This window comes from Variovorax paradoxus (assembly GCF_009498455.1).
Lineage (GTDB): Bacteria > Pseudomonadota > Gammaproteobacteria > Burkholderiales > Burkholderiaceae_C > Variovorax > Variovorax paradoxus_H.
The window spans coordinates 7,077,842-7,103,661 of the sequence record NZ_CP045644.1 but is presented as its reverse complement, the minus strand read 5'-3'; the positions used below and the strand labels follow the sequence as shown (position 1 = coordinate 7,103,661).

Here is a 25,820-nt window from a genome sequence, read left to right as displayed (position 1 = left end):
ACGGTGAGGCCTTGCCATTGAACCGAAGTTCGCTGACCAGCGGCTGAGTGCGGAAGCAAGAAGGGTTTTGTGCAGGGCTTCAGCCAGGCTTCAGCTTCGGCGCCGATACTGGCGTCGACGGTCTTCTGGCGTTGGTAGAGGAGGCTTCGGCACCCGCCCTTTGCGGTGGTTCCTCGAGGCCGGAGGTCGTCACAGTTTTCTCGCGCGGGCTTGTGCTCATGCCCGCGCACTTTCACCGAGCCACACCGGCTCGTTCGATGTGTCGGGGAAGTCGGCGGTGTCGACCAACGAGGCGTCATCGCCTTCACCGGCTCTCGATACGCCCCGCGCCGCCGGCGCCATGTGCCGCAGCTCATAGCCCCGCCCATACACCGAGACCAGCACGAACTCGCCGCCCTTGTGCAGCGACAGCTTGCGGCGGATGCTGGCCACGCAGCAGTCGAGCGTGCGGCTCGTGCGTTCGATGCGCGCGTCCACCCACAGCGAAGCCAGCAGCCAGTCGCGCTCCAGCAGGCGGCCGGCATTGCGGAACAGCAGCAGCGCCAGTTCGAACTCGCGCGGCTTCAGGCGCACCTCGGTGTCGCCGTAGGCCACCACGCGGCGCGTACCGAGAAACTGGTAATCGCCGAAGCACGCGGCCGTGGCCTGTGGTTCGAGCAAGGTCCGGTTGCGCCGCAGCGATTCGCGCACGCGCAGTTCCACCTCGAACTCGTCGACGGGCAGCACCGCGAAGTCGATGCTCGCGCCCAGCGTCTCGCCGCCCGCGGCCGACAGCACATCGACCAGCAGATCGCGCTGCGAGGCGCGCGCCACCAGAAAAATCGGAATGCGCAGCGCGCGGCACATCGCTGTAAGGATCGGCCACGCGCCTTCGTCCTTCAGCACGACCAGCAGCAGGCCGAACTGCTGGCCCTGCGTGATGGCCAGCAAAAAGTCGGTGCTGTCGCCGAAGCACACGGGGTCGCAGCCCATCAGGCGCAGGCGGTTGCCCCAGCCGGCCTCTTGCGCTTCGTCGCAACCGACCATCGCGATGCGGCGCGCGCCCTGCTGCGCGGCCATCATGCGCGGGCTCCCCGGCGTGCGACCTTCTCGTGGTGGGACATTGGCGTGGAGGGAGAAGTCATGTCGGTGGCATCCATGCGAAGGTGGTGAAGGGCGTCCCGGAGCGGTGGCGTGGCGTCAGGGGCGGGCGGCGGTGGTGCTGCGCGGCAGCTTCCAGCCGATGCCCGCGTTGAAGCCCCACTCCCGGCCCGTGCTCGACACCGCCATGCCCCAGGCCGAGTCGCCGTCGCCCGACGTGCGCTTGAAGCCCAGCGACGCAGCCGTGTAGCCCCGGTAGTTGCCGAAGGCCAGGCCGACGGCCTGTTCGCCGGGGCGGTACGCCGGCACGTAGGCGGCCGACATGGCGATGGCCATGGCCGCGCCCGAGTACGCGATGCGCGCCGTGTCGCCGACGGCCGTGCGCACCGGGTGCAGCTGGCCGAGGTTGATGGCGTCGTCCGACCGCACGGCGGGTGCGAGCTCGAAGGCATGAGCGCCGGTGCACGCGAGCCACAGCAGCACCAGCGGGATCGCGGTGCGTGCGGGGGCGAAACGTGCGGATGCGTTCACGAGGCTGCTCAGCCGGCCGCCAGCCGGGTGCCCGCGCCGGCCTGCGTCTTGCGCACACCGTCGGGGCCGTAGAAGGGTTGGGCGCGCGCCTGCAGGAAGTGCAGCGCCTGCTGCGTGAAGTCGAGGTGCGCGTACACCAGCGTGCCGTTGTGCAGGTTGCGGTTGCGCGCGTCTTCGGCCAGGGCCAGCAGCTCGCGCCAGGCCTGGCGCGTGGGTTCACCGCCCGCTGCAGCGGCTGCGTCCGCACCCGCGCGGCCGGGCGCGAAGCCCAGCGCCGCCTGCAGCGATTCGCGCTGCTGGTCGAGTTCGGCCATGCGGTCCAGCAGCGCGGTCTTGCGGCCGGCGATGGCGTTCAGTGCGTCGAAGGCGCTGTCCGACATGGCCTGCGCCTCCTCGTCCAGCGCCGCGAGAAATTCCTCGATGCAGCCCGCTTCCGCACGCAGCTGTGCCAGCAAGGTCGTCATGCCTCGCCCTTCGGTGCGAGCAGCTCGCGCACGCTGGCCAGCAGGCCGTCGGCGATGCGCTCGGGACGGATCTCGTAGCGGCCGGCGCGAATGTCCTCGCGGATGGCGGCCACGCGGGCCGCGTCGAAATCGCGGCCGCCCACGGCGGCGGGCATCGCATGGACGAGCGCGGAAACGAGGGGCGCTTCCTTCGGGCGCTGCACGGCCTCGGCGGACGTCGTCGGAGCACCCGTGCGGTGCAGGGGCGTGGCCGAGGGGGCGGTGGGATCGATTTTCAAGGTGATTCCTCAGGGGCTGACCCGTATATCGGCAGCCGGTGCAAGAACTTTAGGAAGGGCGTGCATGAAGTGAAGCCTGCGCAAACGCGGCAGCCGCTACTGCACCAGCCGGACCTGTCCTTCCTCGTCGGCCACGCCGCGAATCACCCGGCCGTCCAGGGTCTTGGCCTGCACCACCGCGCCCACCGCGGCGCCGCTCAGGGCCTTGCCCTCGGTGCTGACGACAAAGCCCGCGCCCTGCGCCACCACCTTCACGGCCTGGCCCTGCTGGATCACGGCGACGCCGCGCAGCAGCTCCTTGCGGATCGGGGCGCCGGGCGCGACGCGGTTGGCGCTCACCCTCCCGGCCAGCTCGGCCGCGCTGGTGACCACCGAGCGCGGCAGCCGCGTGAGGTCGCCGGTGCGCTCGACCACATCGCCGGCGCCCAGCGGGCGGCCCGCATCGATGGCGTGCGCGGCCACCAGGTAGCGGCCCGTCACCGCGACGCGCGCCTGCACGAAGCGCGTCCACGGCCGCTCGGCATGGCAACGCACGCCCACCGAGATGCGGCCCCAGGGTGTGACGCCCGGCGGCAGGAACACCTCGGGCGCGTCGCACGGCGGCAGCACCGACATGCCACGCCCTTCGAGGCTGACCGTCACCTGGCCCGGCAGGCCGGCGCTCTGCACCTGGAGGTAGGTTTCGACGGCCGTCGCTGCCGCGTCGCTTGCAAACGCACCGGTCGACACCGCGCACGCCAGCCCCATCGCGCAGGCGGTGCGCAGCAGGTGTCGGCGAAGCGGCGAGAGGGTCATCGAAGGCGAAGGAAGTGGGCGAAAAATCGAAGGCGCCGGTGCAAGGAAGCCGCAACCGGCGCCCCTGGATTCTTATGAAATTGCCCTGCGAGCGAAGGTGCGAGCAGCAGGCGAAACCCCCCTTTGTTCGGGCGATTGCCAACGCGCGGCATGCATAGACTCGCTTTCCATCGGTCGCTGCGCCCCGTGCACTGGCGACGCCTCAACAGATGGAACAAAGATGATCGACAAGCTGGATGCGGCGTTTCGCTTCCACCGCGAAGCGCTCCATCTCCGGGCAGAACGCCAGGAGGTGCTCGCGGCCAACATCGCCCATGCCGACACGCCGAACTACAAGGCGCGCGACTTCGACTTCGGCGCGCGCCTGAGCGAAGCCGTCGAGCGCGGCCGTGCATCGTCGTCGGTGTCGATGGCCACCACCTCGTCGCGCCACCTCGCAGGCCAGGCGCAGGCCACGGCCGGCCACGACCTGCAGTACCGCGTGCCGCATCAGTCGAGCCTCGACGGCAACACGGTCGAGATGGACGTCGAGCGCGTCGCCTTCGCCGACAACGCGCTGCGCTACGAATCGAACCTGACCCTCATCAACGCCAAGATCAAGTCGCTCCTGTCGGCGGTACAGCCATGAACATCTTCGACGTGGCGGGCTCCGCCATGACCGCGCAATCGCAGCGCATGAACGTGACCGCGAGCAACCTCGCCAATGCCGAGAGCGTGGCCGGCCCCGACGGCCAGCCCTACCGCGCCAAGCAGGTGGTGTTCGAGGTGGCGGCTTCGGGCCGGCGCGACATCGGCGGCGTCAGGGTGTCCGGCGTCATTGAAGACCCGTCGCCCGCCAAGCTGGTGTTCGACCCCAAGAGCCCGCACGCCAATGCGCAGGGCTACGTGGCGATGCCCAACGTCAACGTGGTCGAAGAGATGACCAACATGATCTCGGCCTCGCGCAGCTACCAGGCCAACGTCGAGGTGCTCAACACGGCCAAGACGCTGATGGTCAAGACGCTGACCATCGGCCAGTAACCCGCGCACGCACGCACACCTCCCGCAGGAAGACCCCCGACCCCATGGCCCTTTCCGACACCTCGTCCATCAGCGGGCTGAACGCGCCCACGGCGGCGAACAGCAACAACAACAACGTGTCCAGCGCCGACAGCGAGCAGCGCTTTCTCAAGCTGCTCGTCACGCAGCTGAACAACCAGGACCCGCTCAACCCGATGCAGAACGCAGAGCTCACTTCGCAGCTCGCGCAGATGAGCACCGTGAGCGGCATCGAAAAGCTCAACGCCACGCTCTCCGGCCTCGTCAACCAGAGCGGCGCCAACCAGCTGCTGCAGGCCACCTCGCTCATTGGGTACAACGTGCTGTCGCCCGGCGACGTGCTCACCACCAAGAAGCCCGAAGACGGCAAGGACCCCGCCACGCAGGCCTTCGCCGTGCAGCTGCCGGGCACCGCCGCCGACGTCGAGATCAAGATCGTCGACAGCACCGGCAAGGTGATCCGCACGCTCGACGCGGGTGCCATGAAGGAAGGCGTCAACGCCGTCACCTGGGACGGCAAGGACGACCTGGGTGTGGCGGTGCCGCCGGGCGCCTACCGCTTCACGGTCGATGCCAGCAACAACGGCACGGCGGTGAAGGCCACTGCGCTCACCTTCTCGCAGGTGGCCGCCGTGAAGCAGGGCGCCGACGGCGTCACGCTGGAGCTGGCCTCGGGCTCCAGCATCGGCCTGGGCGACGTGCGCCTGTTCCTCTGAGTCTTCGTCTTCGGCGTGGCCCGCGCGGGCCGCACCCTTCGCGCCCTTCGCACTCTTCTTCCTCGCATCGAACAAGGACCCTCTCATGAGTTTTTCCCAAGGCATCAGCGGACTCGGCGTGGCCGCGGCAAACCTCGACGTCATCGGCAACAACATCGCCAACTCGGGCACGGTGGGCTACAAATCGGCCGCCGCCACTTTCCAGGACGTGTACGCCGGCTCGCGCGTGGGCCTGGGCGCCTCGGTGTCGGGCGTGACGCAGAACTTCACGCAGGGCGTGACGCAGTCGAGCACGCGCCCGCTCGACGTGGCCATCCTCAACGGCGACGGCTTCTTCCGCCTGGCCAGCACCAGCGGTGAGGTCTTCTACTCGCGCAACGGCCAGTTCACGCGCGACAAGGACGGCTACATCGTCAACGCGCAGGGCCTGCAGCTCACCGGCTACGGCGCCAATGCCAGCGGCGGCATCAGCGGCGGCACGCCGGGGCCGATCCAGGTGCAGGGCGGCATGATGCCGCCCAAGCCCACGGCCAACATCAACGCGCAGTTCAACCTCGACGCGCGCAGCACCGTGCCCGCCCGCACGCCGTTCAGCCCCACCGACGCCACCACCTACAACTACCCGAACGCGATCGGCCCCATCTACGACTCGCTGGGCAACCCGCACGACGTGGCCGTGTACTTCGTGAAGACGGCGGCCAACACCTGGAACGTGTACGGCACCTCCGACGGCGCACCGCTGAACGGCGGCGCCGCGCTGTCCAACGTGACCTTCGATGCCAAGGGCGTCATGACCGCACCGGCCTCGGGTGCGTTCAACATCGGGCCGCTCACCTTCACCAACGGCGCCTCGCCGCTCACCACCTCGGTCGACCTCACGGGCACCACGCAGTTCGGCAGCGCCAACGGCATGAGCAAGCTGGGCCAGGACGGCTACAAGTCGGGCGAGCTCACCGCGTTCTCGATCAACCCCGACGGCACCATCACCGGCAAGTTCTCCAACGAGCAGACGCGCCTGCTGGGCCAGGTCGTGCTGTCGTCGTTCGCCAACCCGAACGGCCTGGAGCCCAAGGGCAACAACGTGTGGGCCGAAACGCAAGCCTCGGGCAATGCGCTCACCGGCACGCCGGGCGAAGGCACCAAGGCCGGCTCGCTGGCCTCGGGCGCGCTGGAGTCGTCCAACGTCGACCTGACCTCCGAGCTGGTGAACCTCATCGTCGCGCAGCGCAACTACCAGGCCAACGCGCAGACCGTGAAGACGCAGGACCAGGTCATGCAGACGCTCATGAACATCCGCTGACCGGGAGCATCGCGTGGATCGAATGCTGTATGTCGCCATGAGCGGCGCCAAGCAGGCCATGGAGCAGCAGGCCGTGGTCGCCAACAACATGGCGAACGTCTCGACGCCGGGCTTTCGCTCGCAGATCGCGACCTTCCGCGCCGTGCCCGTGGTCGGCCAAGAAGCGCCCACGCGCGCCTTCGTGGCCGCCACCACGCCCGGCGCCGACTTCACCCACGGCCCGCTCACGCAGACCGGTCGCGCGCTCGACGTGGCCGTGGGCGGCGAGGGCTGGCTGGTGGTGCAGGCGGCCGACGGCGGCGAGGCCTACACGCGCGTCGGCAATCTGCAGATCGGCGCCGACGGCCAGCTCACGACGATGGGCGGGCTCCCCGTGGTGGGCGACAACGGCGCACTCACCGTGCCGCCGGGTTCGGCCGTGAGCATTGCGTCGAACGGCCTCGTGGGTTCGCGCGACGCAGCCTCGACCGTGCTCACCGGCATCGCCGAAGTGGGCCGCCTCAAGCTGGTCAACCCGCCGACGACCGACCTCGTGCGCGGCGACGACGGCCTGTTCCGCATGCGCGCCGACCTGCCGCCGGCCGAAGCCGACGAGGCGGTCACGCTGATCTCGGGTGCCATCGAGGGCAGCAACGTGCAGCCCGTCGATGCCATGGTCGCAATGATCGCCAACGCGCGCAGCTTCGAGATGCAGATGAAGTCGCTGCAGACCGCCGACATCAACGCGCAGACCGCCAACAAGCTGCTGGCCTACGGCTAACCCCTTCCCAAAAACTTCCGAAATGATCCGCTCCCTCTACATCGCCAAGACCGGCCTGGACGCGCAGCAGACGCAACTCGACGTCGTGTCGAACAACCTGGCCAACGTCGGCACCACCGGCTTCAAGCGCAGCCGCGCCGTGTTCGAAGACCTGGTCTACCAGAACCTGCGCCAGGTCGGCGGCCAGAGCTCCGACCAGACGCGCCTGCCCTCGGGCCTGCAGGTCGGCACCGGCGTGCACGTGGTCGCCACCGAGCGCATCCACTCGCAGGGCAACCTCACCAAGACCGACAAGCCGACCGACGTGGCCATCAGCGGCGGCGGCTTCTTCCAGGTGCTGATGCCCGACGGCACCACCTCGTACACACGCGACGGCTCGTTCCAGACCGACCGCGACGGCCAGCTGGTCACGGCCAGCGGCTTCCCGGTGCAGCCGGCCATCACCATTCCGGCCAACGCCACCAGCATCACCGTGGGCCGCGACGGCATCGTGTCGGTGGTGCAGGCGGGCGCCACCAATACCGTGCAGATCGGCCAGCTGCAGCTCGCGACCTTCGTCAACCCGACGGGCCTGCAGAGCCAGGGCGAGAACCTGTATGCCGAGACCGACGCCTCGGGCGCGCCCAACCAGATGAACCCCGGTGTGGACGGCGCGGGCACGCTGAGCCAGGGCTATGTCGAGGCCTCCAACGTCAACGTGGTGGAAGAGCTGGTCAACATGATCGCCACCCAGCGCTCGTACGAGATCAACAGCAAGGCGGTCCAGACGTCCGACCAGATGCTGCAGCGCCTGGCCCAGTTGTGATGCGTGCGGGGGAGCGTCTTCTTCGCCGGGCGTCGGCGCTGCTGCTCGTGGCCACGCTGGCCGCCGGCTGCGCGCAGGTGCCGCGCGAGCCGCTGGTGCACCAGCCGATGACGGCGCGCGCCGACCAGTACGCGGCCGTGCAGGCGCGGCGCGCTCCGGGCGCGATCTTCCAGGACGGCCCCGGTGCCAACGCGCTGTTCGAAGACCGCCGCCCGCGCAACGTCGGCGACATCCTCACGATCGTCATCAGCGAGAAGGTCAACGCGACCAAGAACTCGGGCGCCAATGCCAGCCGCACGGGCAACACGACCGGCGTGTTCGCTGCCATTCCGAAGCTCATCGGCGGCCTGCTCGACGGGCAGGAGACCAAGCTGTCGGGCACCAACACGCTCAATGCCAAGGGCGGCGCCAACGCCAACAACACCTTCAACGGCGTGATCACCGTCACCGTGACCGACGTGATGGCCAACGGCAACCTGCTGGTGAGCGGCGAGAAACAGATGGGCATCAACCAGGGCACGGAATTCATCCGCTTCTCGGGCGTGGTGAACCCGCGCACCGTGTCGGGCAACAACACCGTGCCCTCGACGCTGGTGGCCGACGCGCGCATCGAGTACGCGGCCAAGGGCTACATCGATGAGGCCCAGCACATGGGCTGGATGCAAAGAATTTTCCTGAACGTGATGCCGTTCTGATGACACACCTCCAGGCTTCATCTTTTTCGACGCGCTGGCGCATCGCGGCGCTGTGCGCGCTCCTGTTCATCGCGCCCGCGCACGCCGAGCGCCTGAAGGAACTCGCCAGCATCCAGGGCGTGCGCGACAACCCGCTCATCGGCTACGGCCTCATGGTCGGCCTGGACGGCACGGGCGACCAGACGATGCAGACGCCGTTCACCACGCAGAGCCTGAACAACATGCTGCAGCAGCTGGGCATCACGATCCCGCAGGGCGTGAACATGCAGCTGAAGAACGTGGCGGCTGTCATGGTGACGGCCACGCTGCCGTCGTTCGCGCGGCCGGGCCAGAGCATCGACGTCACGGTGTCGTCGATGGGCAATGCCAAGAGCCTGCGCGGCGGCACGCTGCTGATGACGCCGCTGAAGGGCGTGGACGGCGCAACGTATGCCGTGGCGCAGGGCAACATGGTGGTGGGCGGCGCGGGTGCGTCGGCCAACGGCAGCCGGGTGCAGGTCAACCAGCTGAGCTCGGGACGCATTCCCGCGGGCGCGCTGGTGGAGCGCACGGTCGAGGCGCCGGTGGGCGCGGAGGGCTCGTTCACCATTGAGCTGAACCGCTCCGACTTCGGCACGGCGCAGCGCGCCATGGACGCCATCAACCGCCAGTTCGGCGCCGGCACCGCCGAGGCGATGGACGCGCGCGTGATCCGCGTGCAGGCGCCCGAGCCGCAGCGGCGCGTGGGCTTTCTCGCGCAGCTGCAGGAGCTCGAGGTCACGCCCACGCAGGCGGGCGCGCGCGTGGTGGTCAATGCGCGCACGGGCTCGGTCGTGATGAACCAGGCGGTGCGCGTGAAAGACTGCGCCGTGGCGCACGGCAACCTGTCGGTGGTCATCAACACCGAGCCGGTGATCAGCCAGCCGGGCGCGCTCTCGGGCGGCAGTACGGTGGTGGCCCAGACCTCGCAGATTTCCGTCAACCAGGGCGGCGGCGCGATCCAGATGGTGCGCGGCGGTGCGTCGCTGGCCGATGTGGTGAAGGGGCTGAACAGCCTGGGCGCCAACCCGCAGGACCTGGTGTCGATTCTTCAGGCCATGAAGTCGGCCGGTGCGTTGAGCGCCGAACTCGAGATCATCTGAGGACGACGGCATGACGATCTCCGCCCACACCGCGTGGACCGGCGCCGACGCGGCCAGCCGCAGCGGCGCGCTCGACCAGCGTTTTGCGCTCGACGTGCAGGGCGTCGATGCGCTGCGGCGCACCGTGCGCACCTCGCCCGAAGAGGGCCTGCAGCAGGTCTCGCGCCAGTTCGAAGCGCTGTTCATGAACATGGTGCTCAAGAGCATGCGCGAGGCGACGCCTTCGAGCGGCCTGCTCGACAGCCAGGACCAGAAGGTCTATTTGTCGATGTTCGACCAGCAGCTCACGCAGAACCTCTCGGGGCGCGGCGTGGGGCTGGCCGAGGCGATGCTGGCGCAGCTGCGGCGGCAGATGCCCTCGGCGGCGCCGGAGGCCGACGACGGCGTCGGCACACGGCCCCTGTCGCTGGAGCCGCCCGCCGGCCTGCCGTACGGCCCGCGCGCGGGCATTCCCATCGGCTCGTCGCCTGGTGCGCGCGTGTCGACGGCGGCCGACCTTGGCGTCTATCAAATGAAGAGCGGCTCCGCCCCGGCCGCGAACGCCTCGCTGCAAGGCCAGGTCGATGCGTTCGTGGACCGCATGGGCGCGTCGGCACAGTCGGCCAGCGCCGCCAGCGGCGTGCCCGCACCGCTGATCCTGGCGCAGGCCGCGCTGGAATCCGGCTGGGGCAAGCGAGAAATTCGCGCCGACGACGGCACGCAGAGCTTCAACCTCTTCGGCATCAAGGCCGACAAGAGTTGGAAGGGCGCGACCGTCGAGACCACGACCACCGAGTACATCGACGGCGAACCGCAGAAGGTGCGCGCGAAATTCCGGGCCTACGCCTCGTACGAGGAAGCCTTCACCGACTACGCGCGCTTCATCACGCGCAACCCGCGCTACGCGAACGTGCTGACCACGGCCGACCCGGCGCAGGCTGCGCACGGGCTGCAGCGCGCGGGCTACGCCACCGACCCGAAGTACGGCGAGAAGCTGGTTCGCATCATGCAGAAGTTCGGCTGAGCCGCCCGCACAGCCTGACTTGACTGCCCGGACCCGAGAACAACGACACCGGAGGCCCCGAGAGGAGACAAGCGAATGACGATCAAGAATTGGACGACGGGAATGCGCCTGGGCGCCGGCTTTGCGCTGGTGCTGGCGCTGCTGGTGGCCGTGGCGGGCATCGGCGTGCTGCGGCTGCAGGGCGTGGGCGAGGCGACGCACGACCTCGCCTCGCGCACCCTGTCGAAGGAGCGGCTGGCCACGGCCTGGCAGCTGGGCACCGCCACCAACAGCGTGCGCACCTTCTCGCTGCTCAAGAGCGACGATGCGCAGGTGCAGGCGCACCTGCAAAAGCAGATCGCCGCCACCAGCGCCACCATCTCCGAGACGCAGACGGCGCTCGAGGCGCTGCTCGTGTCGCCAGCCGAGCTGGCACTGAGCGCCGACATCCAGAAACGGCGCGCCGACTACATCGCGCTGCGCAAGCAGATCCTCCAGCTCAAGGCCGACGGCCGGAAGGACGAGGCCGCGACGCGCACCGACACGCAGCTGCTGCCGATGCTCGACGGCTACGACGCGAGCATCCGCGCCATGGTGACGCACCAGCAAAAGCACATCGACAGCACGGCCGCCGCCATCGACGCGCAGTACCGGGCGGGCCGTCTCTACATCGTCGCGCTGGCCGCGGCCGCGCTCGCGCTGGGCGCGGTGCTCGCATGGCTGCTCACACGCAGCATCGCCCAGCCGATCGCCGAGGCGCTGCTGATCGCCGAGACCGTGGCCGCGGGCGACCTGAGCCAGGAGTTCGAGACCGACCGTGGCGGCGACTTCGGCCGGCTGCTGCGCGGCATGGGCGAGATGGAAGACACGCTCACCGACCTGGTGACGCGCATCAAGGCGTCGACCGATTCGATCGCGGTGGCGTCGCGGCAGATTGCGGCGGGCAACCAGGACCTGTCGTCGCGCACCGAAGAGCAAGCGAGTTCGCTGGAGCAGACGGCGGCGTCGATGGAAGAGCTGACCTCGACGGTGAAGCAGAACGCGGACAACGCGCGGCAAGCCAATCAGTTGGCTGTCTCCGCTTCGGAAGTCGCAGTGAAGGGTGGCGCGGTCGTGTCGCAGGTGGTGGACACGATGGGCTCGATCAATGCATCGTCCAAGAAGATCGTCGACATCATCGGCGTGATCGATGGCATCGCGTTCCAGACGAACATCCTGGCGCTGAACGCCGCTGTGGAAGCTGCACGTGCCGGTGAACAAGGTCGCGGCTTTGCCGTCGTGGCCTCCGAAGTCCGCAGCCTGGCTCAACGCTCCGCCGCAGCCGCCAAGGAAATCAAGACGCTGATCGGCGACTCGGTAGAGAAGGTCGAAGAAGGCAGCAAGCAGGTCGCCGAAGCCGGCCGCACGATGGAAGAGATCGTGGGCAGCGTGAGGCGCGTGACCGACATCATGGGCGAGATCACCGCAGCGAGCCAGGAGCAGACCTCGGGCATCGAACAGATCAATCAGGCGATCACGCAGATGGATCAGGTCACGCAGCAGAACGCGGCGCTGGTCGAAGAGGCGGCAGCTGCGGCGCAGTCGCTGCAGGAGCAGGCCGACAACCTCGTTCAGGCCGTGAGCACCTTCAAGCTCGACGCCGACGAAGCCGTTGCGGCCTGAACGCGCCATGTCCACGCACGTCGATCTCAAATCCCTGCACCGCGTCGGCATGGGCTTCGCCGCCTTGCTCCTGCTGCTGGCCGTGGCGCTCTTTCTCGGCTTCCATGTCGGCACCGGCTGCGCCTGGGCGCTCCATGCCGTGTGGGCGCTGGCCGGCGCCGCCTGCCTGACCGGCCTCGGCCTCGCTGGCCTCGCGGCGCATGCGCGGGCCCGTGCGAGCCGCCACGACGCGAAGGTCGCGCAGCGGCTGGACCGGGTCTTCCAACATGTCAACGCAAAAGACTCCTGACAACCCCATGAATTCATTCTCCAATCTCAAGATCGGCACACGCCTCGGCCTTGGCTTTGCCACCGTGCTCCTTCTGCTGGCCGGCGTGGCCGGCCTTGGCCTGCGGTCGATGGCCGACGTGCAGGCGCGCCTGGACGGCATCGTCACCGGCAACAACGCGCGGTTGGAAGCCGTCAACAAGATGGCGGATGCGATCCGCGACATCGCGATCTTCGACAGCAACATGATCCTGCTGACCGATGCGGACACCATGCGCGAGGAGGCCCGGCGCATCGCCGCGGCCCGCGAGCAATTTTCCGGGGCGCGCAAGGTGCTCGCCGGGCTGGTGGACACGGCCGACGGCAAGGCGCTGCTTGCGAGAGCCGACGAGAAGGTGGCGGTGGTCGTGCCGCTGAACAACCAGATGACCGAACTGGCGCTGCAGAACCGCAACGAAGAGGCGACGACGCTCTTCATCTCGAAGTTCCAGCCGGCCGTGCGCAGCGTGATCACGGAGCTCGACGCCATGAGCGCCCAGGAAAGCGTCCTGGCCGCGTCGGCCAACGCGCAGGCCATGGCCGGCTACCTGTGGGCACGCAACCTGATGCTGGCACTGGGCGCGGTGGCGATCCTGGTGGGCGCCGCCATTGCCTGGCTCATCATGCGTTCGATCACGCGCCCGCTCGACGAGGCCGTGCAGGTGGCCGAGAAGGTCGCTGCGGGGGACATCAGCTCGCGCATCGAGGTGCGGTCGACGGACGAGACCGGCCGCCTGATGCATGCGCTCAAGGAGATGAACGAAAGCCTGGTGAAGATCGTGGGCGAAGTGCGCACGGGCACGCAGACGATCGCCACGGCCTCGGGGCAGATCGCCTCGGGCAACCAGGACCTGTCGTCGCGCACGGAAGAGCAGGCCAGCTCGCTGGAGCAGACGGCGGCGTCGATGGAAGAACTGACCTCGACGGTGAAGCAGAACGCGGACAACGCGCGGCAGGCGAACCAGCTGGCGGTGACGGCGTCGGAAGTCGCGGTGAAGGGCGGTGCCGTGGTGTCGCAGGTGGTCGACACGATGGGCTCGATCAACGCGTCGTCGAAAAAGATCGTGGACATCATCGGTGTGATCGATGGCATTGCGTTCCAGACCAACATCCTGGCGCTGAATGCGGCCGTTGAAGCAGCGCGTGCCGGTGAGCAAGGCCGAGGCTTTGCGGTGGTTGCTTCCGAAGTTCGCAGCTTGGCGCAACGCTCCGCCGCAGCCGCCAAGGAAATCAAGACCCTCATCGGCGACTCGGTAGAGAAGGTCGAAGAAGGCAGCAAGCAGGTCGCAGAAGCCGGCCGCACGATGGAAGAGATCGTGGGCAGCGTGAAGCGCGTGACGGACATCATGGGAGAGATCACCGCGGCGAGCCAGGAGCAGACCTCGGGCATCGAACAGATCAACCAGGCCATCGTCCAGATGGACCAGGTGACGCAGCAGAACGCGGCGCTGGTCGAAGAAGCCTCGGCGGCGGCGCAGTCGCTGCAGGAGCAGGCCGGCAGCCTCGTGCAGGCCGTGAGCGTCTTCAAGCTCGATGCCCACCCCCACTCGGTGGAGGCCCTTCGCAGCGGCTTCACGCGCGTCGCGCCGACCGCCAGGCCGCGCACCGGGGCGCTGCCTGCCCGCCGCGAGGCCAGCGGCGCCCCCCAACTTGCCATGGCCACCGACGGCAAGAACGACTGGACCGAATTTTGAGAAAAAAGAACTCAAGTCTGGCGGGCCGCCGCCGATAACAGGGAGACGGGGTGGCTCGAGCCACTCCGACATGGCCCCTGTTATGGAAGGAAGAAAAGCGCAATGAGTTTGAAGGATCTGAAAATCGGCACCCGCCTCGGGCTCGGCTTCGCGGCGTTGCTGCTGCTGATGGCGTTCATTGCGGGCACCGGCGTGCTGCGCCTCACGAACGTGGGCCAGGCGACCGATGAGATGGTGCAGGGTGCGCTGGTCAAGGAGCGGCTGGCGAACGAATGGCTCAGCCTGCTCAGGTCGAACACCGTCGCCAACTACGCGATGGTGAAGACCACCGATCCCGAGGTTGCGGCGTATTTCGCCAAGGTCCAGGCCGCAGGGTCGGCGCGCATCACGCCGGCGCAGAAGCAGCTGGAGGCCATGCTCGCCAGCCCGGAAGAAAAGGCGCTCTATGCCGCCGTGGTCGCGGCGCGCGTCGTCGTGCTCGAGACCGTGGGCACGCTCAACAAGCTGAAAGACGAGAAGAAGCTCGACGAAGCCAATGTGCTGGTCGACACCAAGTTCAGCGCGGCGCTCTCCGTCTACGCCAATGCCGTCGAAAGCCTGGCGAACCACCAGCGCGAGAAGATCGACGCCGCCGCCAAGGGCATCGCGGCCGACCACACCGACGGCCGCACCACGCTGCTCGCGCTGTCGGCCATCGCACTGGTGCTGGGCGCGCTGTTCGCCTGGCGCCTCACGCTGGGCATCGTGCGCCCGCTGGGCCATGCGCTCGAAGTGGCCGAGACGGTGGCGGCCGGCGACCTGAGCGCGAACATCCGCGTGGACAGCCGCGACGAGACGGGCCAGTTGATGCAGGCGCTGAAGGACATGAACGCGAATCTCGCCAAGGTGGTGGGCGAGGTGCGCACGGGCACGGAGACGATCGCCACGGCGTCAGGGCAGATCGCCTCGGGGAATCAGGACCTGTCGTCACGCACGGAAGAACAGGCCAGTTCGCTGGAGCAGACGGCAGCGTCGATGGAAGAGCTGACCTCGACGGTCAAGCAGAACGCGGACAACGCGCGACAGGCGAACCAGCTGGCTGTCTCCGCTTCTGAAGTGGCCGTCAAGGGCGGCGCCGTGGTGTCGCAGGTGGTGGACACGATGGGCTCGATCAACGCGTCGTCCAAGAAGATCGTCGACATCATCGGCGTGATCGACGGCATTGCGTTCCAGACCAACATCCTGGCGCTGAACGCGGCTGTTGAAGCTGCACGAGCAGGCGAGCAAGGCCGGGGTTTTGCAGTGGTCGCTTCCGAAGTCCGCAGCCTCGCGCAGCGTTCGGCCGCAGCTGCCAAGGAAATCAAGACGCTGATCGGTGACTCGGTGGAGAAGGTCGAAGAAGGCAGCAAACAGGTCGCCGAAGCCGGCCGCACGATGGAAGAGATCGTGGGCAGCGTGAAGCGCGTGACGGACATCATGGGCGAGATCACCGCTGCCAGCCAGGAGCAGACCTCGGGCATCGAGCAGATCAACCAGGCGATCACGCAGATGGACCAGGTGACGCAGCAGAACGCGGCGCTGGTCGAAGAAGCCTCGGCCGCGGCGCAATCGCTGCAAGAGCAGGCCGGCAGCCTGTCGCAGGTCGTCGGCGTGTTCCGCCTTGGCGGCAGCGGCCACGGCAGCAGCCACGCCTTGGCGCTGGCTTGAGGCGACGCACCGGCCATGCGCGTCAATCTGCCCGTCACCGACATCGAATACGAACTCTCGAAGGAAGAGGCCCTGGTGTCCCGCACCGACCTCAAGGGCCGCATCACCTACGTCAACCCGGCCTTCGTCGCGGCCAGCGGCTTCGCGGCCGCCGAACTGCTGGGCAAGGCGCACAACATCGTGCGCCATCCGGACGTGCCGCCCGAGGCCTTCGCCGACCTCTGGCGAACGCTCGACCAAGGCCTGCCCTGGACCGGCCTCATCAAGAACCGGCGCAAGAACGGCGACTTCTACTGGGTGCTCGCCAATGTCACGCCGATCCGCCACCAGGGCCGCGTCGAGGGCTACATGTCCGTGCGCAGCCGCCCTGCGCGCGAAGACGTGGCGGCAGCTGATGCGCTCTACCGCCGCATGCGCGAGGGCGAGGCCAAGGGCCTCGAACTGCTGCAGGGCGAAGTGGTGCGCAGCGGCTGGGCCCATCCGCTGGCGCGGCTGCGGCGCATCCCCGTGCGGCGGCGCGTGTTCGGCGTGACCGTCGCGGCGGCTGGGTTGTCGGCGCTCCTGGGGGCGATGGGCTGGACGGAAGCGTCCCGCCTCGCGGCAGCGTCCGGCGCGCACAGCTGGCTGCCCAACGCCGTGGCAGCGGGCAGCTTCGGTGCTGCGCTGGCGTGGCTGGGCCTCGGTGCGTTCCTCGGCCGCACGATCTTCCGTCCGCTCGACGAGGCCATCGAGGTCGCGCGAACCATCGCGGGCGGCGACCTCGTGCGCTTCGCGGTGCGGCCCGGCGACGAGATCGCGGGGCTGCTGCGCGCGCTGAACCAGATGAGCGCCAACCTGTTCGCGATCGTCGCGGACGTGGGCGCGAACGTGGCGGGCGTGATGTCGGCGTCGAGCCAGATCGCTTCAGGCAACCAGGACCTGTCGTCGCGCACCGAGCAGCAGGCCAGCTCGCTGGAGCAGACGGCGGCGTCGATGGACGAGCTGACATCGACCGTGAAGCAGAACGCGGACAACGCACTGCTGGCGAACCAGTTGGCAGTCTCCGCATCGGAGGTCGCCGTGAAGGGCGGCGCTGTGGTGTCGCAGGTGGTCGACACGATGGGCTCGATCAATGCGTCGTCCAAGAAGATCGTCGACATCATCGGCGTGATCGACGGCATCGCGTTCCAGACCAACATCCTCGCGCTGAACGCGGCGGTGGAAGCGGCGCGTGCGGGCGAGCAGGGCAAGGGCTTCGCGGTGGTCGCGTCGGAAGTGCGCAGCCTCGCGCAGCGCTCGGCCGCTGCGGCGAAAGAAATCAAGACCCTCATCGGCGACTCGGTCGAGAAGGTCGAGGCCGGAAGCAAGCAGGTCGCCGAGGCCGGCCGGACCATGCAGGAGATCGTCGGCAGCGTGAAGCGCGTGACCGACATCATGGGCGAGATCACGACGGCGAGCCAGGAGCAGACCTCGGGCATCGAGCAGATCAACCAGGCCATCGCGCAGATGGACCAGGTGACACAGCAGAACGCCGCGCTGGTCGAAGAGGCCACGGCCACGGCGCAGTCGCTGCAGGAACAGGCGCAGGGCCTGGTCCAGGCCGCAGGGGTATTCAGGACCGGGGCGGGCGAGGGTGCCGGCGTCCGGAATGCGTATTGAACGAGGAGAAGAACACATGCTGAACCACACCAGAGACAACACATCGCCGTCCGCGTCCGCCGTGGCCAACCGCCTGGAGGTCGTGACCTTCAAGCTCGGCGACGAGGAATACGGCATCGACATCCAGAAGGTGCAGGAGCTGCGCGGCTACGACGCCGTGACGCGCATCGCGAACGCGCCGAACTACATCAAGGGCGTGGTCAACCTGCGCGGCATCATCGTGCCGATCATCGACATGCGCATCAAGTTCGAGCTGGGCGCACCCACCTACGACCAGTTCACGGTGGTGATCGTGCTGAACATCTCGGGCCGCGTGGTGGGCATGGTGGTCGATAGCGTGTCGGACGTGATCACGCTCACGGCCGAGCAGATCAAGCCGGCGCCCGAGATGGGCTCGGTGCTCGACACCGACTACCTGATCGGCCTGGGCACGCTGGACGAACGCATGCTGATCCTGGTGGACATCGACCGGCTGATGTCCAGCGAAGAGATGGGCCTCATCGAAGCGGCCGCCACCGTTTGAAGGCCACCCCATGACCTTCTTTTCGAACCTTCGCATCGGCACCCGCCTGACGCTCGCCTTCGCTGTCGTGCTGGGGCTGTCGATCATCTCCAGCGCCGTGGGCCTGATGTCCGCGCACAAGAACGCCGAAGCCACGCGCATCATGATGCAGAGCCCGCTGGCCAAGGAGCGGCTCATTTCCGACTGGTACGTGCTGACTTATGCGGCCATTGCGCGCACCTCGATGATCGCGCGCACCACCGACGAGGCGCTGCCGATGCTGTTCGCCGACGTGATCACCGACAGCGTGAAGAAGGGCAGCGAGACCATGGCCAAGGTCGAGGCGCTGCTGGTCACGGACGAAGAAAAAGCGACCTACAAGTCCATCGTCGAGCTGCGCGCCAAGTACCAGGCCGCCAAGGACGACGTGACCCGCGCCAAGGCCAGCGGCAACACGGTCGAGACCGTGCGCGCCTACCAGCTGTCGTTCCAGCCGGCGGCCAAGGCCTACGAAAACCGCGTGCTCGAACTGCTGGCCATCGAGCGCCGCGCCATCGACGACATGAGCCACGCCATCGACGCGGCGAATGCGAAGAGCTTCAACCTGCGGCTGCTGCTGACGGCGCTCACGGTGCTGCTGGGCGGCCTGTTCGCCTTCTTCATCTCGCGCAGCATCGTGCGCCCGCTGGCGAAGGCGGTCGGTGTGGCCGAGACGGTGGCCGCCGGCGACCTGAGCGCGAACATCCGCGTGGACAGCCGGGACGAGACGGGCCAGCTGATGCAGGCGCTGAAGGACATGAACGCCAACCTGGCGAAGGTGGTGGGCGAGGTGCGCACGGGCACGGAGACGATCGCCACGGCGTCGGGGCAGATCGCTTCGGGCAACCAGGATCTGTCGTCGCGCACGGAAGAGCAAGCGAGTTCGCTGGAGCAGACGGCGGCGTCGATGGAAGAGCTGACCTCGACGGTGAAGCAGAACGCGGACAACGCGCGGCAGGCGAACCAGCTGGCTGTCTCCGCTTCTGAAGTGGCAGTCAAGGGCGGCGCGGTCGTGTCGCAAGTCGTGGACACGATGGGCTCGATCAACGCGTCGTCCAAGAAGATCGTCGACATCATCGGCGTGATCGATGGCATCGCGTTCCAGACCAACATCCTTGCGTTGAATGCGGCTGTCGAAGCTGCTCGCGCGGGTGAGCAAGGCCGCGGCTTTGCCGTCGTGGCGTCCGAAGTCCGCAGCTTGGCCCAACGCTCCGCCGCAGCCGCCAAGGAAATCAAGACCCTGATCGGCGACTCGGTGGAAAAAGTCGAAGAGGGCAGCAAGCAGGTCGCAGAAGCCGGCCGCACGATGGAAGAGATCGTGGGCAGCGTGAAGCGCGTGACGGACATCATGGGCGAGATCACCGCAGCGAGCCAGGAGCAGACCTCGGGCATCGAGCAGATCAACCAGGCGATCACGCAGATGGACCAGGTCACGCAGCAGAACGCGGCACTGGTCGAAGAGGCTTCGGCCGCGGCGCAGTCGCTGCAGGAACAGGCGGGCAGCCTCGTGCAGGCCGTGAGCGTCTTCAAGCTCGATGCGAACGCGGTCGCGACGACGCGCGCCGGCTTCACGCGCATCACGCCGATTCCGAAAGCACCGAAGCCGACGCCCAAGCCGCGCGCCAAGGCGCTGCCCACGCGCCGGGAACCGACTGGCACACCACAGCTCGCGATGGCCGGCGACGCCAAGGGCGACTGGTCGGAGTTCTGAGAAAGACGGCATGAATGTGTGCGCCCTCAACTTCGGGCGCGCGCTGCCGATAACTACGGGGAGGCATCGCGCGCGATGCCGCTCCCCCACACCCCTTTGACAGGTAAAGCCTTATGTCCGGAAGCATGTTCTACACAGGTCTGAGCGGCCTCGCGGTCGCCCGCACCGCGCTGATGACCACGGCCCACAACACCGCCAACGTGTACACGGCCGGCTACAGCCGCCAGATCGCGCAGATCGCCACGGCCGGCGGCATTGCCAGCGGCTCGGGCTTCATCGGTTCGGGCGCCAACGTGACGACCGTGGCGCGCAGCTACGACCGCTACCTCACGGCGCAACTGGCCACCGCGCAGTCGCAGTCGGCTGCGCTGGCCACCAACGGCGTGCAGGTCAACCGCATCGACACGCTGCTGGCCGACAAGACCTCGGGCATTGCGCCGCTGATGCAGAGCTTCTTCACCAGCGTGCAGGGCGTGGCCAACACGCCGGCCGACCCGGCGGCGCGCCAGCAGATGATCAGCGCGGCGCAGTCGCTGGCCAGCAAGTTCCGCGCAACCGACCAGTACCTGTCGGACCTGAACACTTCGGTCAACGAGCAGATCGTGGGCAGCGTGAGCCAGATCAACACCTACGCCGCCAAGATCGCCAGCCTGAACCAGCAGATCAGCCAGATGAGCGCAGTGGCCGGCGGCCAGGCGCCGAACGACCTGCTCGACCAGCGCGATCAGCTCGTGAGCGAGCTGAGCCAGGTGGTCGACGTGCGCGTGCTGCAGCAGGACAACGGCAAGTACAACGTGTTCATCGCCACCGGCCAGTCGCTGGTGGTGGGCGACCATGCGTCGAAGATGGCGGCGGTGGCGTCGTCGTCGGACCCGACGCGCCAGGTGGTGGCGCTGTCGGGCTTTGCCGGCAACACCGTCGAGCTCGACGACAGCGCCTTCACCGGCGGCGTGCTCGGCGGCCTCATGGCCTTTCGCAAGGACACGCTGATTCCCACGCAGAACGCCATCGGCCGGCTCGCCATGTCGGTGGCCGACGCGGTGAATGCGCAGCACAAGCTGGGCGTGGACCTGAACGGCGTGCTGGGCCAGAACTTCTTCTCGCAGGCCGTGCCGGGCACGATCGCCAACGCCGGCAACACGGGCAACCTCGAATTCGGCGCCACGCTGACCGATGCATCGAAGCTCACGACCAGCGACTACAACGTCAGCGTCACCGACGTGGCGGGCACGCTCACCTACACGGTCACGCGGCTGTCGGACAAGACGCCGATGGGCAGCTTCACGACCTTCCCGATCAGCTTCGACGGCGTGAGCCTCACGGCCGCGAGCGGCACGGCGCAGGCCGGCGATTCGTTCCTGGTGCAGCCCACGCGCACCGGCGCGCGCGACCTCGACGTGCAGGTGCGCGACCCGGCGAAGGTGGCCGCCGCGTCGCCCGTGATCACCGGCAACACCGCGGGCAACAAGGGCAGCGGCGCACTGGGTGCGGCCACGGTCGATGCCGCGTACCCGGGCTCGCCGCTGGCCGGCACCGTCACGCTGAGCTTCAACGCGGGAACCGGCACGCTGTCGGGCTTTCCGGCCGGCTCGGCCGTGACCGTCACGCGCGCCGACGGCACCGCCACCAGCTACCCGGCCGGCACACCCGTGCCGTACACGGCGGGCGCGAAGATGAGCTTCGACGGCATCACCGTGGGCATGACGGGCGCGCCCGCGCAGGGCGACACCTTCACCATCGGCAAGAACACCGGCGGCGTCTCCGACGGCGGCAACGCGCTGCTGCTGGGCGCGCTGCAGCGCAAGACCACCATGTCGAACGGCACCGCGACCTTCAACGGCGCCTATTCGCAGCTGGTGAGCGACGTCGGCAACCGCGCCATGTCGATCAAGGTCGCCGCCACCACGCAGGACAGCGTGACCGGCCAGATCAAGGCCAGCCAGCGCGCGATTTCCGGCGTCAACCAGGACGAGGAAACCGGCAACCTGCTGATGTTCCAGCAGATGTACCAGGCCAACGCCAAGGTGATCCAGACCGCCTCGGCGATGTTCGATGCCATCCTCGGCATCAGCAACTGAGCTCCACACCCCACGCACAGATTTCAGGACCCGCGATGCGCATCAGCACCCAATCCTTCTTCGAACAGAGCCTGCAGTCGATGGGCCTGCAGCAGCAGAAGCTGTTCAGGGTCCAGCAGCAGCTGGCGACGAATTCCAAGTTTTTGTCGGCCGGCGACGATCCCGTGGGCGCGGCGCGCGCGCTCGGCGTGAGCCAGACGCTGGCGGAGGGCGCCCAGTTCACCACCAGCCGCCAGCGCGCGGCGCTGGCGCTGTCGGCCGAAGAGAACGCGCTCGACTCGGTGACGTCGATCCTGCAGCACGTGAAGACGCTGGTCGTGCAGGCCGGCGGCGGCAGCCTGTCGGACGCCGACCGCGGCTCGCTCGCCACCGCCATCCAGAGCAGCCTGGAGCAGCTCGTGGGCGTGGCCAACAGCGACAACGGCAGCGGGCAGTACCTGTTCGCCGGCTTCAAGAGCGGCAGCCCGCCCTTCGTGATGGCCGACGGCGGCGGCGTGCAGTACGTGGGCGACCAGGGCGAGCGGCTGATGCAGATCGACGTGGCGCGCCAGATGTCGACCTCGGACGACGGCCGCAGCATCTTCCAGACGGTGCAGGGCGGCGCGGGCTACGTGGCGTCGGGCGCACCCGGCAACACCGGCTCGGGCGTGTTCGGCGCGGTGAGCACCACCGATGCCACCGCACCCAACTACGGCAAGGATTTCACCATCCGCTTCACCGGCACCGACTACACGGTGATGACCAAGGACACGCCGCCGGTGGTGGCCGCGAGCGGCACCTTCACCGCCGGAACCCCGATCTCGTTCGGCGGCGTGCAGATCGCCATCAGCGGCACGCCCGCCAACGGCGACAGCTTCGATGTGTCGACCGCGCAGAACGCCGGCACCGACATCTTCGCGGCCCTGGGCGAGCTGGTGACCGCGCTGCGCGCACCGCTCAACGGCGGCGGCGCCGCGGCCCAGGCGCAGCTGCGCAACGCGTTGAGCACCGCCAACGTGAAGGTCACGAACGCGCACGACAACGTGCTCACCGTGCTGTCGTCGGTGGGCTCGCGCCAGGTCGAACTGGAGGCGCTCGACAGCGCCGGTGCGATGAACAAACTGCAGGAGGAGAGCTACCTGTCGTCGATCGAGGACCTCGACCCGTACGCCGCGATTTCTGATTTCTATCAGCGGCAGACGTCGCTGCAGGCGACGCAGATGACGTTTGCGCGGTTGAACAGTATTTCGTTGTTCAACTACCTGTGAGCGTGGAAGGGGCGACCGTGGTGACGGTGGCCCCTGCAGAACCAGGCGTTCGCAAGGCCTATGCTTGGCGGTCAGGAACAAGCCCCGTCTCTGCCGGCCACTGCCGCGAGACAACGTCACCATGCACCCGACCGGAACCCTGCGCGGCCTCACGGCGCTGCCGTTGGTGTGCCTGTACATCGAGGCCGCCGGCGTTTTCAACCGTCGGCTGCGTTGGCCTTTGCACCTGCTGCGCACCGCGCTGAACATGACGATGCTCGTGCTCTTCGTGCGCGGGGACGCTGGGCGGCGGCGCGTTGATCATCGCGAGCGGACTGTGGCTGGCGCGCAGCGAGGCGCCCAGGCCTGCGCAGAAAAAGCAGAAGGCCGCCTGAGCCGCAGCGTCTTGTTCAGGCGCTCCAGGTCAACCTCTCCACCCACCCTTGCCGTTGACTAGCCGCCTGCGCGTGGAGGCGAGAAGCGCAGCGCGTTGAGCACCAGCGAGAACGCGTGCGAGGGCTGTCGCCGGCTCGGGTAGTACAGGTAGTAGCCAGGGAATGGAGGGCACCACTCTTCCAGCACGCGCACCAGTTGACCCTTGTCGAGGTGCGGTGCGAACTCCTCTTCGGGCAGGAAGGCGATGCCCAGCCCGGCCAACGCGGCATCCACCATGCTGGGCGAGGTGTTGAAGGTGAGCTGCCCATCGACCCGCACGTTCAACGGTTTGCCGCGTCGCTCGAAGTCCCAGACCCACAGTCCTCCCGCGGTCTGCATGCGCATGTTGATGCAGTTGTGCGTGAGCAGATCGCGTGGCGTCTTCGGCGGCGCATGGGCCTTGAAGTAGGCAGGGGAGGCCGCCACCGCCATGCGCAATTGCGGCCCGATCGGCACCGCGATCATGTCCTTGTCGATGGTGTCGCCCAGACGCACGCCCGCGTCGAAGCGGTCGGCCACGATGTCGCGGAATCCGTAGTTGACGTCGAACTCGACCTTGATGTCGGGGTAGTCGCGCAACAGGGGCGTGAGCTTGGGAAGCAGCGTGGTGCGAAGGATGTGTTCGCCGCACGTGATGCGCACCGTGCCCGCCGGCTTGTCGCGCATTTGCGTCAGCTCGTCCAGTTCGGCGTCGATCTCGTCGAAGCGATGGCCGATGGCGTTCAGCAGCCGTTCTCCGGCGGCCGTGGGCGACACGCTGCGCGTAGTGCGCGTGAGCAGCCGGATCTCCAGCCGCGCCTCCAGGCCGCTGATGGCTTGGCTGAGGGCCGATTGCGTGACGCCCAGCAGCGAGGCGGCGCGCGTGAAGCTGCCTTCGCGCGCCACCGTCACGAAGTACAGGAGATCGTTCAGATTGCGTTTGACCATGGGGGCAGTCTCCCATCTGGATTGATTAGCCTGACTTATATAGCTTTTAAGAATTCATTAGCTAGTCAGATCGACTGCCGGGGCCGAACATTCAGGGCAAGAGATCCCGCCGGCGGCCTCCCTGGCCGCCGATTCCGCCCCCTCACCAAAGCAGATCGAGCAATGAGCAACGCCTTCAACCCGGAACACGCCGCAGAAACCACGCGCAGCCCTGCGTTCGAGCGGCGCGAATTCCTGAGGCAAGCGGGCACTGGCGCCGCGGCGCTGGGCCTCATGTCGGTCACCGGCCATGCCGCGTTTGCGGCGAACATGAAAGCGAGCCCCAGTGTGTCCAACGGCGCAGACAACTTCTACAAGAGCGACAAGGTGACGCTGCAGAAGGTCACCTTCAAGAACCAGTACCAGATGAACGTGGTGGGCAACCTCTTCGTTCCCAAGACCTTCGACCGCAGCAAGGCCCACCCGGCGCTCGTTGTGAGCCATCCGATGGGGGCCGTGAAGGAGCAAAGCGCGAACCTCTACGCGACCAAGATGGCCGAACAGGGCTTCGTCACGCTCGCCATCGATCTGCCGGGCTGGGGCGAGAGCGACGGGCCTCGCAACCTCGTGTCGCCGGAGATGTATGCCGAAGCGTTCAGCGCGGCGGTCGATTTTTTGGGGACACAGTCCTTCGTGGACCGGCACCGCATCGGCGCGATCGGCATCTGCGGCAGTGGCAGCTTCGTGATCAGTGCGGCCAAGATCGATCCGCGCATGAAGGCGATTGCCACGGTGAGCATGTACGACATGGGCGCCGTCAACCGCCATGCGCTCCAGAAATCACAGACGCTGGCGCAGCGCAAGGCCGGCATCGCCGCGGCCGCCGAGCAGCGCTATGTGGAGTTCCAGGGCGGCGAAATCGCTGTCGCGGGCGGCACCGATCTGGCGCTGACGGCAGACACGCATCCGATACAGCGCGAGTTCTACGATTTCTACCGCACGCCGCGCGGCGAGTTCACGCCTGCTGGCGCATCGCCCCAAAGGACCACGAAGCCGACGGTCGCCAGCAACGTCAAGTTCATGAACTTCTATCCGTTCAATGACATCGAGACGATTTCGCCGCGTCCGCTGCTGTTCATCAGCGGCGACCAAGCGCATTCCAAGGAGTTCAGCGAGGACGCTTACCGGCGCGCCGCCGAACCGAAGGAGCTGGTGTGGGTGCGGGGCGCCGGCCACGTCGATCTCTACGACCGCGTGAACCTCATTCCATGGGACAAGCTGACCGCGTTCTTCGGCCGGCATCTGGCGCAGACGGTGGCGTTGTGACCGTACAGCTGTCCGAGGCCGTGGACGGGAAAAGTCTCGCTAAGGG

The 25,820-nt window shown here is 67.7% G+C and carries 26 protein-coding genes; 20 read left to right on the top strand and 6 right to left on the bottom strand.

Features of this window, described 5'->3' with window-relative positions; genetic code table 11:
* Positions 1 to 216 precede the first annotated feature (216 nt).
* The 5 genes from GFK26_RS33005 to flgA all read right to left on the bottom strand — a co-directional run bounded on the left by GFK26_RS33005 (position 217) and on the right by flgA (position 3,148).
* Positions 217 to 1,062: a response regulator transcription factor gene (locus tag GFK26_RS33005; RefSeq protein ID WP_153285684.1), complete on the bottom strand. Its 846-nt coding sequence runs from the start codon at positions 1,060 to 1,062 to the stop codon at positions 217 to 219.
* Between the two features lie 117 nt (positions 1,063 to 1,179).
* Positions 1,180 to 1,611: a YadA-like family protein gene (locus GFK26_RS33000; protein WP_153285683.1), complete on the bottom strand. Its 432-nt coding sequence runs from the start codon at positions 1,609 to 1,611 to the stop codon at positions 1,180 to 1,182.
* Between the two features lie 8 nt (positions 1,612 to 1,619).
* A complete protein-coding gene (locus tag GFK26_RS32995; RefSeq protein ID WP_228121841.1) occupies positions 1,620 to 2,075 on the bottom strand; it encodes a flagella synthesis protein FlgN in 456 nt (151 codons plus the stop codon).
* Positions 2,072 to 2,353, bottom strand: coding sequence for a flagellar biosynthesis anti-sigma factor FlgM (gene flgM / locus GFK26_RS32990; protein WP_153285682.1), 282 nt, complete (start codon positions 2,351 to 2,353; stop codon positions 2,072 to 2,074). Before flgM ends, GFK26_RS32995 begins: the two co-directional genes overlap by 4 nt.
* Positions 2,354 to 2,449: 96 nt before the next feature.
* Positions 2,450 to 3,148, bottom strand: a complete 699-nt coding sequence (flgA, locus tag GFK26_RS32985; RefSeq protein WP_153285681.1) for a flagellar basal body P-ring formation chaperone FlgA — start codon at positions 3,146 to 3,148, stop codon at positions 2,450 to 2,452.
* A 220-nt stretch (positions 3,149 to 3,368) separates the two neighbouring features.
* Here flgA and flgB point away from each other — a divergent pair, with 220 nt between their 5' ends.
* The 19 genes from flgB (at position 3,369) to GFK26_RS34625 (ending at position 23,564) form a co-directional block, all read left to right on the top strand.
* Positions 3,369 to 3,776, top strand: coding sequence for a flagellar basal body rod protein FlgB (flgB, locus tag GFK26_RS32980; RefSeq protein ID WP_101489165.1), 408 nt, complete (start codon positions 3,369 to 3,371; stop codon positions 3,774 to 3,776).
* A complete protein-coding gene (gene flgC, locus GFK26_RS32975) occupies positions 3,773 to 4,168 on the top strand; it encodes a flagellar basal body rod protein FlgC (protein ID WP_153285680.1) in 396 nt (131 codons plus the stop codon). Before flgB ends, flgC begins: the two co-directional genes overlap by 4 nt.
* A 44-nt stretch (positions 4,169 to 4,212) precedes the next feature.
* Positions 4,213 to 4,902, top strand: coding sequence for a flagellar hook assembly protein FlgD (locus GFK26_RS32970; protein WP_153285679.1), 690 nt, complete (start codon positions 4,213 to 4,215; stop codon positions 4,900 to 4,902).
* An 85-nt stretch (positions 4,903 to 4,987) separates the two neighbouring features.
* On the top strand, positions 4,988 to 6,202 hold the full coding sequence (gene flgE, locus GFK26_RS32965; protein ID WP_153285678.1) for a flagellar hook protein FlgE: 1,215 nt from the start codon (positions 4,988 to 4,990) through the stop codon (positions 6,200 to 6,202).
* A 13-nt stretch (positions 6,203 to 6,215) separates the two neighbouring features.
* Complete coding sequence (locus GFK26_RS32960) at positions 6,216 to 6,962, top strand: flagellar basal body rod protein FlgF (protein WP_153285677.1); 747 nt, start codon at positions 6,216 to 6,218, stop codon at positions 6,960 to 6,962.
* 22 nt (positions 6,963 to 6,984) lie between these two features.
* Positions 6,985 to 7,767, top strand: a complete 783-nt coding sequence (gene flgG, locus GFK26_RS32955; protein ID WP_153285676.1) for a flagellar basal-body rod protein FlgG — start codon at positions 6,985 to 6,987, stop codon at positions 7,765 to 7,767.
* Positions 7,767 to 8,462 carry a flagellar basal body L-ring protein FlgH gene (locus GFK26_RS32950; protein WP_153285675.1) on the top strand — a complete coding sequence of 232 codons (696 nt, stop codon included), beginning with the start codon at positions 7,767 to 7,769 and terminating at the stop codon, positions 8,460 to 8,462. Before flgG ends, GFK26_RS32950 begins: the two co-directional genes overlap by 1 nt.
* Positions 8,462 to 9,583 (top strand): flagellar basal body P-ring protein FlgI, encoded by a 1,122-nt coding sequence (locus GFK26_RS32945; protein WP_153285674.1) that lies wholly within the window; start codon positions 8,462 to 8,464, stop codon positions 9,581 to 9,583. Before GFK26_RS32950 ends, GFK26_RS32945 begins: the two co-directional genes overlap by 1 nt.
* Positions 9,584 to 9,593: 10 nt before the next feature.
* The gene (flgJ, locus tag GFK26_RS32940) at positions 9,594 to 10,586 is read left to right on the top strand and encodes a flagellar assembly peptidoglycan hydrolase FlgJ (protein WP_153285673.1); all 993 of its coding nucleotides are present in this window, start codon (positions 9,594 to 9,596) and stop codon (positions 10,584 to 10,586) included.
* 75 nt (positions 10,587 to 10,661) lie between these two features.
* On the top strand, positions 10,662 to 12,227 hold the full coding sequence (locus tag GFK26_RS32935) for a methyl-accepting chemotaxis protein (protein ID WP_153285672.1): 1,566 nt from the start codon (positions 10,662 to 10,664) through the stop codon (positions 12,225 to 12,227).
* 7 nt (positions 12,228 to 12,234) lie between these two features.
* Complete coding sequence (locus tag GFK26_RS32930; RefSeq protein ID WP_153285671.1) at positions 12,235 to 12,516, top strand: hypothetical protein; 282 nt, start codon at positions 12,235 to 12,237, stop codon at positions 12,514 to 12,516.
* 7 nt (positions 12,517 to 12,523) lie between these two features.
* Entirely contained in the window at positions 12,524 to 14,227 is a 1,704-nt protein-coding gene (locus GFK26_RS32925) for a methyl-accepting chemotaxis protein (protein ID WP_153285670.1), read from the top strand.
* A 102-nt stretch (positions 14,228 to 14,329) separates the two neighbouring features.
* Entirely contained in the window at positions 14,330 to 15,913 is a 1,584-nt protein-coding gene (locus GFK26_RS32920) for a methyl-accepting chemotaxis protein (RefSeq protein ID WP_153285669.1), read from the top strand.
* Positions 15,914 to 15,928: 15 nt separating this feature from the next.
* Complete coding sequence (locus tag GFK26_RS32915; RefSeq protein WP_153285668.1) at positions 15,929 to 17,551, top strand: methyl-accepting chemotaxis protein; 1,623 nt, start codon at positions 15,929 to 15,931, stop codon at positions 17,549 to 17,551.
* Between the two features lie 16 nt (positions 17,552 to 17,567).
* Positions 17,568 to 18,074, top strand: coding sequence for a chemotaxis protein CheW (locus GFK26_RS32910; protein ID WP_153285667.1), 507 nt, complete (start codon positions 17,568 to 17,570; stop codon positions 18,072 to 18,074).
* A 10-nt stretch (positions 18,075 to 18,084) separates the two neighbouring features.
* On the top strand, positions 18,085 to 19,803 hold the full coding sequence (locus GFK26_RS32905; protein WP_153285666.1) for a methyl-accepting chemotaxis protein: 1,719 nt from the start codon (positions 18,085 to 18,087) through the stop codon (positions 19,801 to 19,803).
* 125 nt (positions 19,804 to 19,928) lie between these two features.
* Entirely contained in the window at positions 19,929 to 21,881 is a 1,953-nt protein-coding gene (gene flgK, locus GFK26_RS32900; protein ID WP_322745825.1) for a flagellar hook-associated protein FlgK, read from the top strand.
* Between the two features lie 35 nt (positions 21,882 to 21,916).
* Positions 21,917 to 23,128, top strand: a complete 1,212-nt coding sequence (flgL, locus tag GFK26_RS32895; RefSeq protein ID WP_153285664.1) for a flagellar hook-associated protein FlgL — start codon at positions 21,917 to 21,919, stop codon at positions 23,126 to 23,128.
* Between the two features lie 121 nt (positions 23,129 to 23,249).
* A complete protein-coding gene (locus GFK26_RS34625; protein WP_322745824.1) occupies positions 23,250 to 23,564 on the top strand; it encodes a hypothetical protein in 315 nt (104 codons plus the stop codon).
* Here the strand turns inward: GFK26_RS34625 and GFK26_RS32885 are convergent.
* Positions 23,561 to 24,469 (bottom strand): LysR family transcriptional regulator, encoded by a 909-nt coding sequence (locus GFK26_RS32885; protein ID WP_153285663.1) that lies wholly within the window; start codon positions 24,467 to 24,469, stop codon positions 23,561 to 23,563. The genes GFK26_RS34625 and GFK26_RS32885 overlap by 4 nt on opposite strands.
* A gap of 273 nt (positions 24,470 to 24,742) precedes the next feature.
* Here GFK26_RS32885 and GFK26_RS32880 point away from each other — a divergent pair, with 273 nt between their 5' ends.
* Complete coding sequence (locus GFK26_RS32880; protein WP_153286190.1) at positions 24,743 to 25,774, top strand: alpha/beta hydrolase; 1,032 nt, start codon at positions 24,743 to 24,745, stop codon at positions 25,772 to 25,774.
* The last annotated feature ends 46 nt before the right edge of the window (positions 25,775 to 25,820 follow it).

Excerpts from the sequence above, each read along its gene's own strand:
- flgA (WP_153285681.1), bottom strand. The coding sequence starts at position 3,148 with ATGACCCTCTCGCCGCTTCGCCGACACCTGCTGCGCACCGCCTGCGCG.
- GFK26_RS32925 (WP_153285670.1), top strand. The coding sequence starts at position 12,524 with ATGAATTCATTCTCCAATCTCAAGATCGGCACACGCCTCGGCCTTGGC.
- GFK26_RS32915 (WP_153285668.1), top strand. The coding sequence starts at position 15,929 with ATGCGCGTCAATCTGCCCGTCACCGACATCGAATACGAACTCTCGAAG.
- GFK26_RS32945 (WP_153285674.1), top strand. The coding sequence starts at position 8,462 with ATGACACACCTCCAGGCTTCATCTTTTTCGACGCGCTGGCGCATCGCG.
- GFK26_RS32930 (WP_153285671.1), top strand. The coding sequence starts at position 12,235 with ATGTCCACGCACGTCGATCTCAAATCCCTGCACCGCGTCGGCATGGGC.
- GFK26_RS32950 (WP_153285675.1), top strand. The coding sequence starts at position 7,767 with ATGCGTGCGGGGGAGCGTCTTCTTCGCCGGGCGTCGGCGCTGCTGCTC.
- flgB (WP_101489165.1), top strand. The coding sequence starts at position 3,369 with ATGATCGACAAGCTGGATGCGGCGTTTCGCTTCCACCGCGAAGCGCTC.
- GFK26_RS32910 (WP_153285667.1), top strand. The coding sequence starts at position 17,568 with ATGCTGAACCACACCAGAGACAACACATCGCCGTCCGCGTCCGCCGTG.
- flgC (WP_153285680.1), top strand. The coding sequence starts at position 3,773 with ATGAACATCTTCGACGTGGCGGGCTCCGCCATGACCGCGCAATCGCAG.
- flgL (WP_153285664.1), top strand. The coding sequence starts at position 21,917 with ATGCGCATCAGCACCCAATCCTTCTTCGAACAGAGCCTGCAGTCGATG.
- flgJ (WP_153285673.1), top strand. The coding sequence starts at position 9,594 with ATGACGATCTCCGCCCACACCGCGTGGACCGGCGCCGACGCGGCCAGC.
- GFK26_RS32885 (WP_153285663.1), bottom strand. The coding sequence starts at position 24,469 with ATGGTCAAACGCAATCTGAACGATCTCCTGTACTTCGTGACGGTGGCG.
- GFK26_RS33005 (WP_153285684.1), bottom strand. The coding sequence starts at position 1,062 with ATGATGGCCGCGCAGCAGGGCGCGCGCCGCATCGCGATGGTCGGTTGC.
- flgE (WP_153285678.1), top strand. The coding sequence starts at position 4,988 with ATGAGTTTTTCCCAAGGCATCAGCGGACTCGGCGTGGCCGCGGCAAAC.
- GFK26_RS32935 (WP_153285672.1), top strand. The coding sequence starts at position 10,662 with ATGACGATCAAGAATTGGACGACGGGAATGCGCCTGGGCGCCGGCTTT.
- GFK26_RS32970 (WP_153285679.1), top strand. The coding sequence starts at position 4,213 with ATGGCCCTTTCCGACACCTCGTCCATCAGCGGGCTGAACGCGCCCACG.
- GFK26_RS32880 (WP_153286190.1), top strand. The coding sequence starts at position 24,743 with ATGTCGGTCACCGGCCATGCCGCGTTTGCGGCGAACATGAAAGCGAGC.
- flgK (WP_322745825.1), top strand. The coding sequence starts at position 19,929 with ATGTTCTACACAGGTCTGAGCGGCCTCGCGGTCGCCCGCACCGCGCTG.
- flgG (WP_153285676.1), top strand. The coding sequence starts at position 6,985 with ATGATCCGCTCCCTCTACATCGCCAAGACCGGCCTGGACGCGCAGCAG.
- GFK26_RS34625 (WP_322745824.1), top strand. The coding sequence starts at position 23,250 with ATGCACCCGACCGGAACCCTGCGCGGCCTCACGGCGCTGCCGTTGGTG.
- GFK26_RS32905 (WP_153285666.1), top strand. The coding sequence starts at position 18,085 with ATGACCTTCTTTTCGAACCTTCGCATCGGCACCCGCCTGACGCTCGCC.
- GFK26_RS32995 (WP_228121841.1), bottom strand. The coding sequence starts at position 2,075 with ATGACGACCTTGCTGGCACAGCTGCGTGCGGAAGCGGGCTGCATCGAG.
- GFK26_RS32920 (WP_153285669.1), top strand. The coding sequence starts at position 14,330 with ATGAGTTTGAAGGATCTGAAAATCGGCACCCGCCTCGGGCTCGGCTTC.